Origin of the sequence: Clostridium rhizosphaerae (assembly GCF_016765585.1) — a bacterium.
GTDB classification, from domain to species: Bacteria; Bacillota; Clostridia; order Clostridiales; family Clostridiaceae; genus Clostridium_AT; species Clostridium_AT rhizosphaerae.
Map to the genome: position 1 here is coordinate 194,096 of NZ_JAESWC010000002.1, position 15,662 is coordinate 209,757.

Annotated in this window: 16 protein-coding genes; all 16 read right to left on the reverse strand. The window is 31.4% G+C overall.

Annotated elements, in window-relative coordinates; translation table 11 throughout:
- Positions 1-651 (reverse strand): ribulose-phosphate 3-epimerase, encoded by a 651-nt coding sequence (gene rpe / locus JK636_RS04125; RefSeq protein ID WP_202747577.1) that lies wholly within the window; start codon positions 649-651, stop codon positions 1-3.
- On the reverse strand, positions 648-1,514 hold the full coding sequence (gene rsgA / locus JK636_RS04130; RefSeq protein WP_202747578.1) for a ribosome small subunit-dependent GTPase A: 867 nt from the start codon (positions 1,512-1,514) through the stop codon (positions 648-650). The genes rpe and rsgA overlap by 4 nt, the downstream gene beginning before the upstream one ends.
- 28 nt (positions 1,515-1,542) lie before the next feature.
- The gene (gene pknB / locus JK636_RS04135) at positions 1,543-3,438 is read right to left on the reverse strand and encodes a Stk1 family PASTA domain-containing Ser/Thr kinase (RefSeq protein WP_202747579.1); all 1,896 of its coding nucleotides are present in this window, start codon (positions 3,436-3,438) and stop codon (positions 1,543-1,545) included.
- Positions 3,413-4,156, reverse strand: a complete 744-nt coding sequence (locus tag JK636_RS04140; protein ID WP_202747580.1) for a Stp1/IreP family PP2C-type Ser/Thr phosphatase — start codon at positions 4,154-4,156, stop codon at positions 3,413-3,415. The genes pknB and JK636_RS04140 overlap by 26 nt, the downstream gene beginning before the upstream one ends.
- Before the next feature lie 3 nt (positions 4,157-4,159).
- The gene (rlmN, locus tag JK636_RS04145; protein ID WP_202747581.1) at positions 4,160-5,206 is read right to left on the reverse strand and encodes a dual-specificity RNA methyltransferase RlmN; all 1,047 of its coding nucleotides are present in this window, start codon (positions 5,204-5,206) and stop codon (positions 4,160-4,162) included.
- 8 nt (positions 5,207-5,214) lie between these two features.
- A complete protein-coding gene (gene rsmB / locus JK636_RS04150) occupies positions 5,215-6,543 on the reverse strand; it encodes a 16S rRNA (cytosine(967)-C(5))-methyltransferase RsmB (RefSeq protein WP_202747582.1) in 1,329 nt (442 codons plus the stop codon).
- Positions 6,544-6,569: 26 nt separating this feature from the next.
- Positions 6,570-7,250, reverse strand: coding sequence for a zinc metallopeptidase (locus tag JK636_RS04155; protein ID WP_420839259.1), 681 nt, complete (start codon positions 7,248-7,250; stop codon positions 6,570-6,572).
- A gap of 34 nt (positions 7,251-7,284) precedes the next feature.
- The gene (gene fmt / locus JK636_RS04160; protein WP_202747583.1) at positions 7,285-8,229 is read right to left on the reverse strand and encodes a methionyl-tRNA formyltransferase; all 945 of its coding nucleotides are present in this window, start codon (positions 8,227-8,229) and stop codon (positions 7,285-7,287) included.
- Between the two features lies 1 nt (position 8,230).
- Entirely contained in the window at positions 8,231-8,680 is a 450-nt protein-coding gene (gene def / locus JK636_RS04165; RefSeq protein WP_202747584.1) for a peptide deformylase, read from the reverse strand.
- A gap of 23 nt (positions 8,681-8,703) precedes the next feature.
- A complete protein-coding gene (gene priA / locus JK636_RS04170) occupies positions 8,704-10,905 on the reverse strand; it encodes a primosomal protein N' (RefSeq protein WP_202747585.1) in 2,202 nt (733 codons plus the stop codon).
- An 80-nt stretch (positions 10,906-10,985) separates the two neighbouring features.
- Positions 10,986-12,170: a bifunctional phosphopantothenoylcysteine decarboxylase/phosphopantothenate--cysteine ligase CoaBC gene (gene coaBC / locus JK636_RS04175; protein ID WP_202747586.1), complete on the reverse strand. Its 1,185-nt coding sequence runs from the start codon at positions 12,168-12,170 to the stop codon at positions 10,986-10,988.
- 1 nt (position 12,171) lies between these two features.
- Positions 12,172-12,390: a DNA-directed RNA polymerase subunit omega gene (gene rpoZ / locus JK636_RS04180; RefSeq protein ID WP_202747587.1), complete on the reverse strand. Its 219-nt coding sequence runs from the start codon at positions 12,388-12,390 to the stop codon at positions 12,172-12,174.
- The gene (gene gmk, locus JK636_RS04185; protein ID WP_202747588.1) at positions 12,371-13,000 is read right to left on the reverse strand and encodes a guanylate kinase; all 630 of its coding nucleotides are present in this window, start codon (positions 12,998-13,000) and stop codon (positions 12,371-12,373) included. Before gmk ends, rpoZ begins: the two co-directional genes overlap by 20 nt.
- Positions 13,000-13,275 (reverse strand): extracellular matrix/biofilm regulator RemA, encoded by a 276-nt coding sequence (remA, locus tag JK636_RS04190; protein WP_202747589.1) that lies wholly within the window; start codon positions 13,273-13,275, stop codon positions 13,000-13,002. The genes gmk and remA overlap by 1 nt, the downstream gene beginning before the upstream one ends.
- Positions 13,276-13,290: 15 nt before the next feature.
- Positions 13,291-14,169, reverse strand: coding sequence for a YicC/YloC family endoribonuclease (locus JK636_RS04195; protein ID WP_202747590.1), 879 nt, complete (start codon positions 14,167-14,169; stop codon positions 13,291-13,293).
- Positions 14,170-14,322: 153 nt separating this feature from the next.
- Complete coding sequence (locus JK636_RS04200; RefSeq protein ID WP_202747591.1) at positions 14,323-15,471, reverse strand: aminotransferase class I/II-fold pyridoxal phosphate-dependent enzyme; 1,149 nt, start codon at positions 15,469-15,471, stop codon at positions 14,323-14,325.
- Positions 15,472-15,662: the final 191 nt, after the last annotated feature.

Consider the following 15,662-nt stretch of genomic DNA (forward strand, 5'->3'; position numbering starts at 1 on the left):
TTAAAATCCTCTTTTTAATTCGCTTATGTTCTGCTGTATATTATTTTGCCTAAAGACAGCTGAACCTGCTACAATAACATTTGCACCACAGCTTACAACCTGCTTGATATTATGAGTATCTATTCCACCATCAACTTCAATAAGAAGATCGTTATTGTACTTTAAACTTAAATTTTTAACCTCTTTTATTTTGTTTGAAGCATAATTAATATATTTCTGACCACCAAACCCCGGATTAACAGACATAATAAGCACCATGTCTAAATTTGGAATCAAATCTGTGATATTTGAAACTGGTGTTCCAGGGTTTAAGGCAACTGCAGCCTTAACTCCAAAGCTCTTTATATAATTAATTGTTCTATCAATATGTTTATCAGCTTCATAATGAATTGTTATTATATCAGCACCTGCTTTTACAAAGTCCTCTATGTATCTTGAAGGTTCTTCTATCATAAGATGAACATCAAAAGGTAATTTAGTAAAATTTCTTATACTTTTTACAATAGGTGCACCAAAAGTAATATTAGGTACAAATCTTCCATCCATTACATCTAAATGAATAATATCTGCACCATAAGCTTCTAAAGTTTCAACTTGATTTCCTAACTTAGAAAAATCAGCTGACAATATAGAAGGTGCTATTTTTATCATCGTTTATTCCTCCCATCTGGTGCTTCTTCAATACATTTTACATAAAAATCATATCTTTCCTTATCTATCTCATTTTCGTCTACAGCTTCTTTTATAGCACAATTAGGCTCCTTATAGTGTATGCAGCCAGTAAATCTGCATTGTCCAATTAACTCTCTGAATTCAGGAAAATAAAATTGTATTTCATCTCTTGGAATGAATAATGTATCAAGAGAAGTAAAACCAGGAGTATCAACAATAAATCCATCATTAAAATCAACTAATTCGCTATGCCTTGTAGTGTGTTTCCCTCTTCCCAGTTTAGCGCTTATATCTCCAGTTTTCATTAAGTCGTTCCCTATTAATTGATTTAAAATTGTAGATTTACCAACTCCCGAAGGTCCGCAAAAGACAGTAATATTATTACTTAAATGTCTCTTTAGCTCCTCTATGCCTTCTCCTGATTTAGCATTAATGAGCATGATCTCATATTCAGCTTTTCTAAGCATATTAACTATTTTCATATACTCGTCAATATCAACTAAGTCAATTTTATTGAAGCAAACAACTATTTTTAAATTATGGTATTCACAAATCATTAAAAACTTATTAAGTAAATCTGAGTTTAAGTCAGGGTTTTTAAAAGTGAATATTATAAATGCCTGAGTAACATTAGAAACCGCAGGTCTAATAAGTTCACTTGATCTTTCATATATTTTTTCTATAACCCCTTTATTATTCTTAACACTTATCTCAACTCTATCTCCTACCATAGGGGTAAGTTCATCTAACCTAAACCTTCCCCTTGCCTTACATTCAATTATATCATTATCAATTTTAACATAGTAAAATCCAGCAATACCCTTTATTATAGTTCCCTGCATATGTCCTCCTATAGTTTAAATGTTGAGGTTAAGGTTTTGTTGTGGGTGTACCCTGTCCCTGAGCATCAGGCTTTGATGTAGTTAGTGTTATACTTGAACCCTTTGGAGCCTGCGTATTAGCTTTTAGGCTTTGATCCACTACAATATCAGTATCAGCAGCGCCATTAACAATTAAATTAAAGCCAGCAGAATTAGCTTTTGCATTTGCTACAGTAGATTTTGTGAAATCAGGCACAGTTACCTTTTCAGGTTCTTTATATACCTTGTAAGTTACATCTACTGTACTGCCTTCTTTAACATCCTTAGTATCAGCATTTGGACTTTGAAGTACAATCTTTCCATTTTCATTTGGATCATTAGTATCTATCTTCGTTTTATTTCCCAATTTAAGTTTAACACTAGTTAAAAGCCCATCAGCCTCTGTTAAAGTTCTTCCATATAAATTCGGTACAGTTGTATACTTAATTTCTTTCCCTTTGCTTATCACCAAATCTACTTTAGATTTTGGATTTGCCTGAGTATCACCCTCAGGGTTTTGCCTTATAATAGAATCTTGAGGAATGGTATCGCTAGGTTCATAACTCTTATTTCCAACTGTAAAACCGCTGTTTTCTATCATCTTAATTGCTGATGCTATATCCATTTCTTTCACGCTTGGTACAGCTGCAGTTCCAGTACCCGAGCTTAAATATACTCTTACTTCGGAATTTGTTTTAACAGTAGTTCCCTCTTCAGGAGAGACAGTTATTACTGTACCTTCAGGACTATCACTTTTCTGTTTATCAACAACAACAAGCTTTAATCCTTTATCTTCAACAGTTTTTCTAGCATCGTTCTCACTTAATCCTTTTATTGCAGGAACAGCAACTTCATTTTGTGATACAGATGCTTTGTTAGGATTAAATTTTTTATCCATATAGTACCACCCTGCAAAAGAACCCACAGCAATTACTAAAACAGCAAGTGGTACTAGAATAAGAACAAGCTTTTTTGTACTCATTTTAGATGTTTTTTTAGTTTCACTATCTTCTGTATCGTAATTTGTAACAGGACTCATAACTCTTGTATAATCATCTGTCGAATTATCTAGTTCAACTTTATAGTTTGAGTTGTTCTTAATCCTTTGTAAATCCAATAATAAATCTTTTACATTTTGATATCTTGCTATAGGATCTTTTTCCATTGCTTTTAATATAAGATTATTCAATCCATCAGGAATATTATTATTTAGTTGTTTAGGTGGTACCACCGGTTCCTGAAGATGCTTTAAAGCCACTGAAACAGGACTTTCAGCATCATAGGGCACTCTGCCAGTGAGCATCTCATAAACTACCACACCGAGTGAATATATATCTGTTCTTGAATCCACAAAAGAACCTTTTGCCTGCTCTGGAGAAAAATAATGTGCCGATCCCATAACTTTGTTAGTATTTGTTATAGTAACAGAATTTGCCGCTTTAGCAATACCAAAGTCTGTCACTTTTACAATTCCATCATCAGTAACCATAATATTCTGAGGCTTAATATCTCTATGTATTATATTATTTTTATGAGCACATTCAATAGCCTTTGCAATCTGAATAGAAATATCCAAAGTTCTATTATAATCTAATCTGCCATTTTGAATAATAACTTCTTTAAGAGTCTTCCCATGTATATATTCCATTACAATATAATTGATATTTTCCTGAGAACCTACATCATAAATATTAACGATATTACTATGAGTAATACTTCCAGCCGCAGCTGCTTCAGCTTTAAATTTATCTACAAATTCCTTATCTTTTGAAAATTCATCTTTAAGTATTTTTACTGCTACATATCTATTTAAAAGATGGCATTTTGCTTTATATACTATAGACATACCGCCTTCGCCAATCTTTTCTATAATTTCGTATCTATTCCCTAGTAAAGTTCCTATCATTCTTACACTCTCCTTCGAATATAATAACTGTTATGTTATCTCTGCCACCATTTTGTTTGCTTAGCTCTATTAATTTTTTACAGGCTGTCTCATTAGTGTTATTGATAACAATATTATAGATTTCATCTTCAGTCAAAGAATTTGTTAACCCATCGCTACATAAAAGCACCCTATCAATATATTGTAGATCAACCAGATAGGTATCCACATCTACTACAGGAGCTGTACCTAATGAACGAGTTATAATATTCTTATTAGGATGAGCTGCCGCTTCCTCAGCAGTTATAGTACCATTATCTACGAGCTGCTGAACAAGAGAATGATCCTTTGTAACTTGAATAAGTCTACCTTTGCTTACAACATAGCATCTACTATCTCCTACATTTGCTACTACCAATTTGTTACCCGCTGCTAAACAAACTGTTATGGTGGTTCCCATACCGGTTAAAGTAGTATTAGTTTGTGAGAATTCATAGATTTGCTTATTGGAAAACTGAATTGCATCCTTTATTACTATCTCTAAATCTTCTAAACTTTGTAAAGAATTTATATAATCTATAACTTTATCTACAGCTATTTTACTGGCTATTTCTCCAGCATTATGTCCTCCCATACCATCAGCAACCACATAGATCTTTTTGATATCGTCCTCATGATACCCCATACTATCTTCGTTAATCTTTCTTATGTTGCCAATATCTGACATCAACCCCACCATTACCTACACCTCTTCTTCACTTTTTGTTTGTTCAATAAAACTTCTTCTTAGCTGTCCACAAGCTGCATTTATATCTGAGCCCATTTCCTTTCTTATAGTTGTCTCTATTCCATAATTACATAAAGTATTATAAAAGTTTTCAACATTCTTTAAAGAAGATTTTTTATATGACTTTTCAGTTATTTCATTTATAGGTATTAAATTAACGTGGCATAAAATATTTTTGATTAAGTGAGAAAGCTCTTTAGCATGATCATTACTATCATTAGTATTATTAATTAAGGCATATTCAAAAGTTATTCTTCTATTTGTTTTCTGTGTATAATACTTGCATGCATCGATTAATTCAGCTATCGAATATTTATATGCAACAGGCATAGTTAATTTTCTTAGTGCATCATTTGGAGCATGCAAAGAAATTGCAAGGGTAATTTGTAAATTCAAATCTGCCAATTCGTATATTTTAGGTACCAATCCACAGGTTGAAAGTGTAATATGTCTTTGACCAATATTTAAACCGTACTCTGAATTAGCAAGTTTAATAAACTTTACAACATTTTCATAATTATCTAAGGGCTCTCCGCTTCCCATCAGTACAACATTTGAAATTCTTTCACCAATTTCGTTCTGGCAAACCATAATTTGAGATAAAATCTCACCACTGCTCAGATTCCTGACAACACCCTCCAGGGTTGATGCGCAAAATTTACAGCCCATTTTACAACCCACTTGTGTAGAGACGCAAATAGAATTTCCATGCTTATATTTCATAACTACACTTTCTATAATATTACCATCGCTGTATCTTAACAAGAATTTACTTGTTCCATCTTTTTCTGATATCAATAAATTTACTACTTCAGGTATTTCTAAATAAAAATAGTCCTTTAATTTATTTATAAGCAAAGCTGGAATATTGTTCATATCATCAAAGCACCATGTACCTTTATATATCCAGTCCATAATCTGCTTTGCTCTAAATGTACTTTCACTATTGTCTTTCATCCAATCTTTTAGTTCATCTAATGTTAAATTTAAAATATTAATCATACAAACACCTACTGTAATCTTTTGAATTTTGCAATAAAAAATCCGTCCATTGATTCATTTGGTAAAATGGTTACTCCAAATTCACCATAAACTATATTTTCAGCACTACCAAAAAATAAAGACTCCATTGAAAAGTTATTGAACTTACTTAAAAACCATTTAACATTTTCTTCATTCTCTTTTTTATTAAGAGTACAGGTTGAATACATAAGTACTCCTCCAACCTTAACATATTTAGATGCATTATTCATAATGCTCTTTTGTATATTTACTAAGTCTTTAAGCTGGTTATTATTTTTAGTCCACTTTATCTCAGGTTTTTTTCTAATAATGCCAAGACCGGAACATGGAACATCTATTAATACTCTATCCGCAGTATTATTAAGTTTTTCATCATATGTGGTTGAGTCTAAAACTCCATACTCTATATTGCTAATTGCAAGTCTATCTGCATTCTTCTTTATTAATGATAACTTATCCTTATGAACATCAAATGCATATACTTTTCCAGTATTATTCATAATTTCTGAAATATGAGTTGTTTTTCCTCCTGGTGCGCTGCAAAGATCCAAAACAGTTAAATCCGGCTTTATATCCATTGATGGCGCTACAAGCATAGCACTTTCGTCTTGAACAGTAGCGAATCCTTCCTTGAATAAAGGATTTTGTTCTATATTTTTCCCTTTTATAATTTTTATCGCTTCAGGACAAACAGCACCCTCTTCAATAATATAACCAGCAGAATCAAGAAGATTATATGCATCTTCATAATTAGTCTTTAAGCTATTGACTCTAAGAGTAACATTGGGAGTACAGTTAAGTCCGCTTAGTATCTTTTCTGTATTCTCTAACCCATACTGTTTTACAAATAAATCTACCATCCAAGGATCAAACGAATAGATAAAACATATTTCATCAATTTTATTTTTAAATACAATATTTAAGTTATCTTTATTTCTAAGATAGTTTCTTAAAACACCATTCACAAGTTTTGATGCAGATAAAGACTTGTATTTCTTTACTAATTCTACAGCTTCATTGACAACTGCAAAATCGGGTACTTTATCTAAATATTTAATTTGATATACTGAAACTCTTAAGACATTCAGCACTAAACTATCCAGTTTAGATGTGCCTGTTTTTAAAAAAACAGCTAATATTTTGTCTATGGTATACTTATATTTAAGTGTACCATAGACTATTTCAGTTACAAGTCCTTTATCTCTATCATCAAGGTTTGATTTATTAAGCTCTGCATTAATTACTATGTTTGAGTAAGAACCTTTATTTATTATACTTTCAAGTATATCTACAGCTAGTTTTCTAGTATAGTTCATCATTAAACCTCAATTCATGTTATAATTTAATCCCTGCTTCTGTTGCTTATCAATATCAATCTCAAAAGCTGCGAAATTGCCATTAAAGCAGCTGCTACATAAGTCATTGCAGCTGCACTTAAAACTGACTTTGCTCCAGCTAATTCGTCGTTAGAAAGAATGGACTTATTTTCTAGTATATTTAAAGCTCTTCTAGAAGCATCAAATTCTACAGGTAAGGTAATAAGCTGAAATAAAACTACAGCAGTAAATAACAATATACCTAACCTAAAAAGTCCTGACCATCCTAAGAACATACCTAAAATAAACAGTATCCATGATAGATTAGAACTTAGGTTAACCACTGGAACAATAGAATTTCTTAAACTTAATGGAACGTAATTTTCTTTATGCTGTATTGCATGGCCTGTTTCATGAGCTGCTACTCCTATAGAAGCAATAGAAGCACCATAAAATACATCCTGTGAAAGTCTCATTACCTTATTTGAAGGATCATAATGATCTGAAAGTTTACCGCTTATTATTTCCACTGGAATATCGTAAAGACCATTATAATCAAGCAACATTCGAGCAACTTGTGCTCCTGTATACCCATTAATGCTATTTATTTGCAAATATTTATTGAAAGTAGAATTGATTTTATGTTGAGCAAAAAGAGATATTATTAATGCTAGGATAAGTATAATAAAACTGCTATCAAATATCACAGATATTCCTCCTTTCAAATGAAAGTACAATTAATTAGGACTTCTTACTTTCCTCTAAAATTACTCCTTCTTCTATAGCATTCCCCTTTATAAACTCCTCTACACTTAATGGCTTTCCTCCTGGAAACTGTATTTTTTTCAAGAGCAGCACTCCATCACCAGTTGCTACTTCTATACCAAGCTTTGTTACTTTCATGATATAGCCAGGTAAATTATTAACTTTTTTATTTATTATATCAGCATCAAAAATTTTCATGTTTATACCATTGTACTCCGTGTGAGCTGCAGGTCGTGGATTTAAACCTCTAATTAAATCTTTAATTTGTTTGCTTTTTAGGTTCCAATTTATTCTTCCCAGATCTTTTGTAAGCATAGATGCGTATGTGCTAGAGCTTGAGTCCTGCTTAACAGTCATAATTTCATTATTTGATAATTTTTCAATAGTATCAATCAGTAAATCTGCACCGTCTATCATTAGTATGTCATGCAGTTCGCCAGCAGTTAAGTCTTCTGAAATTTCAACTTCGCTCTTTAAAAGCATATCGCCAGTATCCAGTCCAATATCCATTAGCATTGTAGTATTTCCTGTCTTACTTTCACCATTAATTATTGCCCAATTTATAGGTGCGGCTCCTCTATACCTAGGTAAAAGAGAAGCATGCAGGTTTATGCAACCGAACTTTGGGATATCTAATACTTCTTTAGGAAGTATTTGCCCAAAAGCTACAACAATTATAAAGTCAGGTTCTATCTTTTTTAGTAACTCTATACACTCATTATCATTTTTTATCTTAATAGGTTGAAATACAGAGATATTATTCTTTAAGGCTTCATTCTTTACAGGAGACATAGTCACCTTATTACCTCTGCCTTTTGGCCTATCAGGTTGTGTAAAAACTGCAGCAACCTGATGATGTTCAATAAGTTTTTTTAATGAAGGCACCGCAAATTCCGGTGTACCCATAAAAACTATTTTCATGTTATTCTTCACCTTCTACTAATTTATCTACGAATAATACACCATCTAAATGATCAATTTCATGGCATAAAGCCCTACATAAAAGGCCTTCACCTTCAATTATAATTTCCTCGCTATTTTCATTTAAGGCTTTTACTTTTATTCTCTCTGGTCTTAAAACCTTACCTTGTTCTCCTGGTATGCTCAAACAACCTTCTTCATCTAAGTAACTTCCTTCTGTTTCAATAATCTCCGGATTTATTACGACGATAGGTCCATCGCCCACGTCAACTACGGCTATTCTTTTTAAGATACCAACTTGAGGAGCTGCTAATCCAACACCATCAGCTGCATACATTGTTTCTATCATATCTTTTATAAGAGTTAAAGTTCTGTCATTTACCTCTTCAACTCTTTTACACTTTTTTCTTAATATTTCGTCGCCAATTGTTCTAATATTTCTTATTGCCATAATATAGTTATACCTCCAGTTATCTATAATAAATTTGTAGGGTTAATATCCAAACTTACGCGTATTTCATTATAAACTTGTCTTAGTGAATCATAAATAATATTTTTTATATTATTTGCTAAAACATAATCTATCTGACCCTTTAATAATATCTGCCACCTATAATATTCATTGATTTTAGAGATGGAGCACGGACAGGGACCTAGCATTTCTATTTTATCATCTTTTTTCAATATTTGTTTTAATAATACGCCAATATTTTGTATATTTTTTATTAATATATCCTCTTTTTTACTGCTCATATTTATAGAAAATATTTTTGAAAATGGTGGATAGTTCATATCCCGTCTTATGGATATCTCATCATTATAAAATCCTTCATAATTATTAGATATTGAGTAACCAATGCTATAATTTTCGGGATTATATGTTTGTACTATAACCTTCCCAGGTTTTTCTCCTCTTCCAGCCCTTCCAGCTACTTGAGTTATAAGTTGAAAAGTTCTTTCTCCCGACCTGTAGTCTGGTAAGTTTAAAGATAAGTCTGCGGCAATTACTCCAACCAAAGTAACATTTTTAAAATCTAGGCCCTTTGCTATCATCTGAGTTCCTACTAAAATGTCAGCCTCATGATGCTTAAAAGACTTATAAATATGCTCATAGGAATGTTTATTTCTAGTAGTATCAAAATCCATTCTTAAGGTTCTCGCCTTTGGAAAGTATTTCTTAATCTCATGTTCTATTTTCTCAGTTCCTATACCAAAATATTTTACATATTTGCTTCTACATTTTGGGCAAATACTAGTTGATTTTTGTTTAATTCCGCAATAGTGGCACTCTAAAGAATTACTTTCATTGTGATACGTTAATGATATATCACAATTAGGACATTTAAATACATAACCACATTTCCTGCAAGACACAAATGGCGAGTACCCTCTTCTATTTAAAAATAAAATAATCTGCTCTTTATTTGTCAAAGCCATCTCAATTTCTTCGTATAAAGCTTTACTAAAAATAGATCTGTTGTTATCTAATAATTCTTCTCTCATATCAACTAACTTAATACTTGGAAGTACAGCATTATCAGCACGGGTATTCATTTTTAATAACTCAATTGTATCAGACTTTGCTTTATAATATGTATCTATGGAAGGGGTTGCTGATCCTAATACAAGTATACTCTTATTTTCAGAACATCTATACTCAGCTATCTCATAAGCTGTATACTTGGGATCACTGTCAGACTTATAACTAGTTTCATGTTCCTCGTCTATTATAATGAGTCCTAAGTTGTTAAAGGGTAAGAAAACAGCAGATCTTGCTCCTATAGCTACCTTAACTCGCTGTTCTTTTACTCTAATCCATTCATCATATCGTTCTCCTTCAGAAAGCCTGCTGTGAAAAACAGCAATATTTTCTCCAAACCGTCCTTTAAATCTCTCAACCATTTGCGGAGTAAGTGAAATCTCGGGTACTAAAATTATAGAGTCTTTATTATTATTAATCATCTGACTTACAAGTTTCATGTAAACTTCGGTTTTACCGCTTCCAGTAACTCCATGAAGCAGAAAAATATTTTTATCAGAACTGCTTATTTTATCTAAAACATTTTTTTGTTCATAATTTAAAGTTTTTTCAGAGTATGCATTAAACTTTCTTTGATCAAATCTATCAATATATATCTTTTCATTATCTAAATAATTATACTTCAGTAATGTGTTGATAGAAGAAAGTGATATTTCGAACTTATTTACCAATTCATTTTTGTTATACTTTCCATTATTACTTAGTATTAAATTATAAATTGATATATATGGCTCTTTGTTATATTTGCCTTCCAATTGTTTACCTGCATAAATTACTTGGCTAGTCTTTCTTTGCATTCCTTTAGTTATGCCAGGAGGAAGAATAGATTTTATAGCTTCCAAGTAAGTGCATAAATATCTTTCCCTCATAAACTTAATCAAGTTTATATCTTCTTCCCGTAAGAAAGAAAACTCATAGCTAATCCCTAATATTTCTTTTGTCCTTGTTTCCTCTGAACACTCTTCATATAGTTCAACAACAAAACCATCGATTTTTTTATTGCCTATACCAAAAGGAACCTTTACAATAAAGCCTAACTTTAATATTTCTTTCAAATTATTAGGAATAGAGTAGGTAAATATTTTATCTACTTGTAAAGAGCTGTTATTGACAATAATACCTGCATATTTATACACTAAATCACCCTTTTAATATTATTTAAATTAAAAAGGGGTTAATCCGGAATATAAAATCACCAGGTTCGCCCCTAACCATATTATTTATTAATTAAATTAAAAAGTTCCCTAGCAACAATTCTTTTAGGCATTTTATCCAATTGAATTTTTTCCCCTAATCTGCCCATTATTAAAACTTTATTTTCATCTGAGGCAAATCCAGTGTCATTGCTTAGTATATCATTAGCTACTATATAGTCTAAGTTTTTATTTATCAATTTTAATTGTGCATTCTGAGCTAGATCATTACTTTCTGCTGCAAATCCTACTAGCAATTGATGCTCTTTTAATTCTCCTAATTTCTTTAATATGTCATTATCTTTTTCTAAGGCAAGAGATAAATTGTTTTCTTTCTTCTTAATCTTAATGTTAGAATATTGTGAAGGCTTATAGTCAGCTACAGCAGCAGACATAATAACTATATCGCTGTCTTTAAACTGTTCTAAAACCTGATCATACATCTCTTGATTTGTAGCAACATTAATAATCTTAACTCCAAAAGGCGTCTTTAAAGAAGTAGGTCCTGAAACTAAAGTAACCTCAGCTCCTCTATCACGTGCTTCTTCAGCAATAGAATACCCCATTTTGCCAGTTGACTTATTAGTTATAAACCTCACTGGATCAATAGGTGCTATAGTAGGACCAGCAGTTACCAAAACCTTTTTATTTTTGAGATCCTTTTTATCATATAATAAACTTGAAACATAATTTGTAATAAGTTCAGTATCTGCCAATTTCCCCTCACCATCATCACCACAAGCAAGTCTTCCACTTTGAGGAGCTATAAATTTGTATCCCAAATTACTTAATTTATGTATATTATCCTGAACAATGGGGTTTTTATACATATTGGTATTCATAGCTGGTGCAAAAACAACCGGCGCAGTTGTAGCCATTATAGTGGTGGACAGCATGTCATCAGCAATACCGCCTGCTACTTTTCCTATAATATTAGCTGTAGCAGGAACAATAAGCACTAAATCAGCTTTTTTTGCAAGAGAAATATGCTGAATTTCCCACGCCTTAGGTTCAGCAAACATATCATTTACGACCATATTTTGACTTAAAGATTGGAAACTAAGCGGTGTTACAAATTGCGAGGAACTTTTGGTCATTATTACATGAACGTCATAATTTTCCTTTTTAAGTCTGCTTATAACATCTAAGGCCTTATAAGCAGCAATACCTCCACAAACACCAACTAACACCGTTTTTTTTGAGTTCATTTTACTTTATGCCTTCTTTCACAGTTTCATATGTTATTGCACCTAAATTAACCTCATTTATTGCAACTGTCAAAGGTTTATTTTTTTCTGTATCTATTAATGGTTTGCTTCCATCTATTATTTGTCTAGCTCTTTTCGAGGTAATAACCACTAATGAATACCTGTTATCAACTTTTTTTAGTAATTCTACTATTGATGGATTAATCATAGAGTTGTTCATGAATTAACTCCTCCCTTGAGTTTAATATAGTATCTTTCATTCTGTCTACTCTGCATCTTTCTGCTATAACAATGCTTTCAATTTTCTCTAATGCACCATTAACAGTATCATTAACAACAGCATAGCTGTATTTTGATACATAATTAATTTCCTTATAGGCAGACTTAAATCTTGTCATTAATGATTCTGGAGTTTCGCTGCCCCTTTTTATAATTCTTTGTTTTAATTCTTCCATTGATGGAGGAAGTATAAAAATAAATATTCCTTCTGGAAATGCTTCCTTTACTTTCAAAGCTCCTTGAATATCTATTTCTAATATAACATCTTTTCCACTTTCAAGCATTTCTATAACGCTTGATTTAGGGGTTCCATAATAATTACCATAGACTTCAGCATATTCTAGGAAATCACCTTTATCTATTCTATTCTTAAAATCTTCCTTACTAATAAAATAGTAGCTTTCTCCATGGACTTCACCAGCCCTTGGATTTCTGGTAGTAGAAGATACAGAAAGCCAAAACTCACTTTTCTCTAATAATGCTTTACAAATTGTCCCTTTCCCAGCACCTGAAGGTCCAGATATAACTAATAGTAATCCCTTTTGATTCATTATTCATCTACCTCATCAATTTCAACGTCTTCTTTATTCGAAGATAACCTATGTGCTACTGTTTCTGGCTGAACCGCTGATAATATAACATGATCACTGTCAGTAATTATAACAGCTCTGGTTCTTCTACCATAAGTAGCATCTATAAGCATACCTCTGTCTCTAGCTTCTTGAATTATTCTTTTTATTGGTGCAGATTCAGGACTCACTATAGCAACAAGTCTATTTGCCGAAACAATGTTTCCAAAACCTATATTTATTAATTTGATGCCCATGTTCTTCCTCCTAATTTATTCCATATTTTGAACTTGTTCTCTGATTTTTTCAATTTCATTTTTTATGTTTAAACTAATATTTGTGATTTCTAAGTTATTTGCCTTAGAAGCTATTGTATTAGTCTCCCGATTCATTTCCTGAACTATAAAATCTAACTTTCGACCAACTGGCTCACTTAAATTAAGTGCATCTTTCATTTGAATAATATGGCTATTCAATCTTACAAGTTCTTCGTCAATATTTGCTTTATCAGAAAAGATTGCTAATTCCATAGCTATTCTGTTTTCATCAATTTTAATATCTCCTAGAAGCTCTTTTAATCGTTTCTCTAGTTTTTCTTTATACTCTACTACAATTGCCGGAGCCATTAGTTCAATTTTGTCAATTTGTTCTTTGATATAATCACATCTTTTAGTTATATCTTCCTTAAGGTTTTGGCCTTCCTTTTCTCTCATCAAAACAAATGAATTTAAGGCATCATCTAAAGGAATTTTTAAATTATTCCAAACCTCATCTAAGTCTTCTTCTTTTGTATTAAGAGTAATAACCTCCGGGAATCTAGCAATTAAAGAAACCGAAATATCATCTCTTACTTCATACCTATCTCTTATTTCCTTAAGACAATTTAAATAGCTGTCACCAAGATTATGATTAAAATTAGTAACTGTATTATTACTCACATATGTATTTTGAGTTATAAATATGTCTACTTTTCCCCTATTTATTTTCTGTGAAATAGTCTTTCTTATTCTGTCTTCGAGAGATATTAAATTTCTTGGCATTTTTATATTTATGTCCAAATATCTGTGATTTACACTTTTTATTTCAATCACATAACTTTTTCCATCTTCTTCAATGCTTCCTCTCCCAAAGCCAGTCATACTTTTAGTCATAGATAATTCATCCTTCCGACCCTTTAATAAGTTCATACTAATTATACATAAACATTAATTATAATTGCAAGCTAAATTTGCTTAACAATACATTTTAAATAATATAGATGCTTCTATTAAGAAGAAGCATCTATATTAATTGTTGATTTCTATCTAGTATACACTAATTTTATTAAATGCATTAAATATTTCCATTTTGTCTCTTGTAAGAGCAATTCTAAAGTTATCGGCTCCTGCATCTCCAAAAGCATTACCTGGAGTTACTACTAAACCACCTGCATTTAACAATTCCTCGCAAAATTTTTCTGTATTGAATTTAGCTGGGGTTTTACACCACAAATAAAAAGTTCCTTCGCTATCAAAAAATTCAATATTATGTTCATATAATAACCTTTTTGTAATCTTTTTTCTTTCCTCATAGGTGTTTCTTATAGAATTAACATAATCTCTGCTTAGTTTTAAAGCTGCAATAGCAGCATATTGAATTGGAATAAACTGCCCGGAGTCAACATTACTCTTTACTTTTAGCAATGAACTGATTACTCTACTATTTCCAACTACATATCCAATTCTAAAACCTGTCATATTATATGTTTTTGAGAAGGTTCCAAACTCAACGCACTTTTTTTGGGGATCAAATTGCAGTATGCTTAATGGAGCTTCATTTTTTTTAATTATTTCATTATATGCGGCATCATTATATATAATAATATTATGATTATTGCAGAACTCTACTATTTCCTTATAGAAATCACTATTAGCAGTTGCTCCTGTAGGGTTATTAGGATAGTTAATGGCAAAAAGCCTGCATTTGTCCAAAACTTTTTTATCAATATCCCCTAAATGCGGAAGATACGAATTATTCTCCTTTAATACTATATTATAGGTATTCACACCCCATAAATGGCAGCACGTTGAATAAACAGGATAACCTGGATTTGGCACAATGGCATAATCACCTATGTCACAAACTGCAGGTATAATATTATTTATTCCTTCCTTTGAACCAATGAGAATAAGTACTTCATCTAAAGTTAATTTAACATTATATATTTCTCTATAATAATTAATTATTCCAAGCTTAAGTTCTTCAATCCCGTCATAAGGTGGGTATTTATTATAACCATTTACATTAAATCCTTCAATAAGACTCTGTATTATGCTTTTATCCACTTCTAAGTCTGGATCGCCTATGCTTAAATCAACAATCTTCTTACCATCATTAATTAATTTTTTCTTTAGAATATCTAACTTTTGAAAGTGATATTCAGAAATAGAATTCAGCCTATTGTTAGAGCTCATAAGTATTCCCTCACTTATAGATTTTTTATTATATTATTCATAAAAATATATAAGTGTTACATATATATAATGCAATAAAGTTCTTACGTTAATGATGTCATAAAATATCCAATCTTCAAGGATTTTTGGGACATCTTTTATGTATTAGAACTTTTGCATTATATAAAGAATAAAATACTTTGCTAAATCAT

Bases quoted from the DNA above. Each gene is read 5' to 3' on its own strand.
- pknB (WP_202747579.1), bottom strand. From the start codon at position 3,438: ATGATAGGAACTTTACTAGGGAATAGATACGAAATTATAGAAAAGATT.
- coaBC (WP_202747586.1), bottom strand. From the start codon at position 12,170: ATGAACTCAAAAAAAACGGTGTTAGTTGGTGTTTGTGGAGGTATTGCT.
- JK636_RS04195 (WP_202747590.1), bottom strand. From the start codon at position 14,169: ATGACTAAAAGTATGACTGGCTTTGGGAGAGGAAGCATTGAAGAAGAT.
- rlmN (WP_202747581.1), bottom strand. From the start codon at position 5,206: ATGATTAATATTTTAAATTTAACATTAGATGAACTAAAAGATTGGATG.
- remA (WP_202747589.1), bottom strand. From the start codon at position 13,275: ATGGGCATCAAATTAATAAATATAGGTTTTGGAAACATTGTTTCGGCA.
- def (WP_202747584.1), bottom strand. From the start codon at position 8,680: ATGGCAATAAGAAATATTAGAACAATTGGCGACGAAATATTAAGAAAA.
- fmt (WP_202747583.1), bottom strand. From the start codon at position 8,229: ATGAAAATAGTTTTTATGGGTACACCGGAATTTGCGGTGCCTTCATTA.
- gmk (WP_202747588.1), bottom strand. From the start codon at position 13,000: ATGAATCAAAAGGGATTACTATTAGTTATATCTGGACCTTCAGGTGCT.
- JK636_RS04200 (WP_202747591.1), bottom strand. From the start codon at position 15,471: ATGAGCTCTAACAATAGGCTGAATTCTATTTCTGAATATCACTTTCAA.
- rpoZ (WP_202747587.1), bottom strand. From the start codon at position 12,390: ATGAACAACTCTATGATTAATCCATCAATAGTAGAATTACTAAAAAAA.
- rsgA (WP_202747578.1), bottom strand. From the start codon at position 1,514: ATGCAGGGAACTATAATAAAGGGTATTGCTGGATTTTACTATGTTAAA.
- rsmB (WP_202747582.1), bottom strand. From the start codon at position 6,543: ATGAACTATACTAGAAAACTAGCTGTAGATATACTTGAAAGTATAATA.
- rpe (WP_202747577.1), bottom strand. From the start codon at position 651: ATGATAAAAATAGCACCTTCTATATTGTCAGCTGATTTTTCTAAGTTA.
- JK636_RS04140 (WP_202747580.1), bottom strand. From the start codon at position 4,156: ATGGTGGGGTTGATGTCAGATATTGGCAACATAAGAAAGATTAACGAA.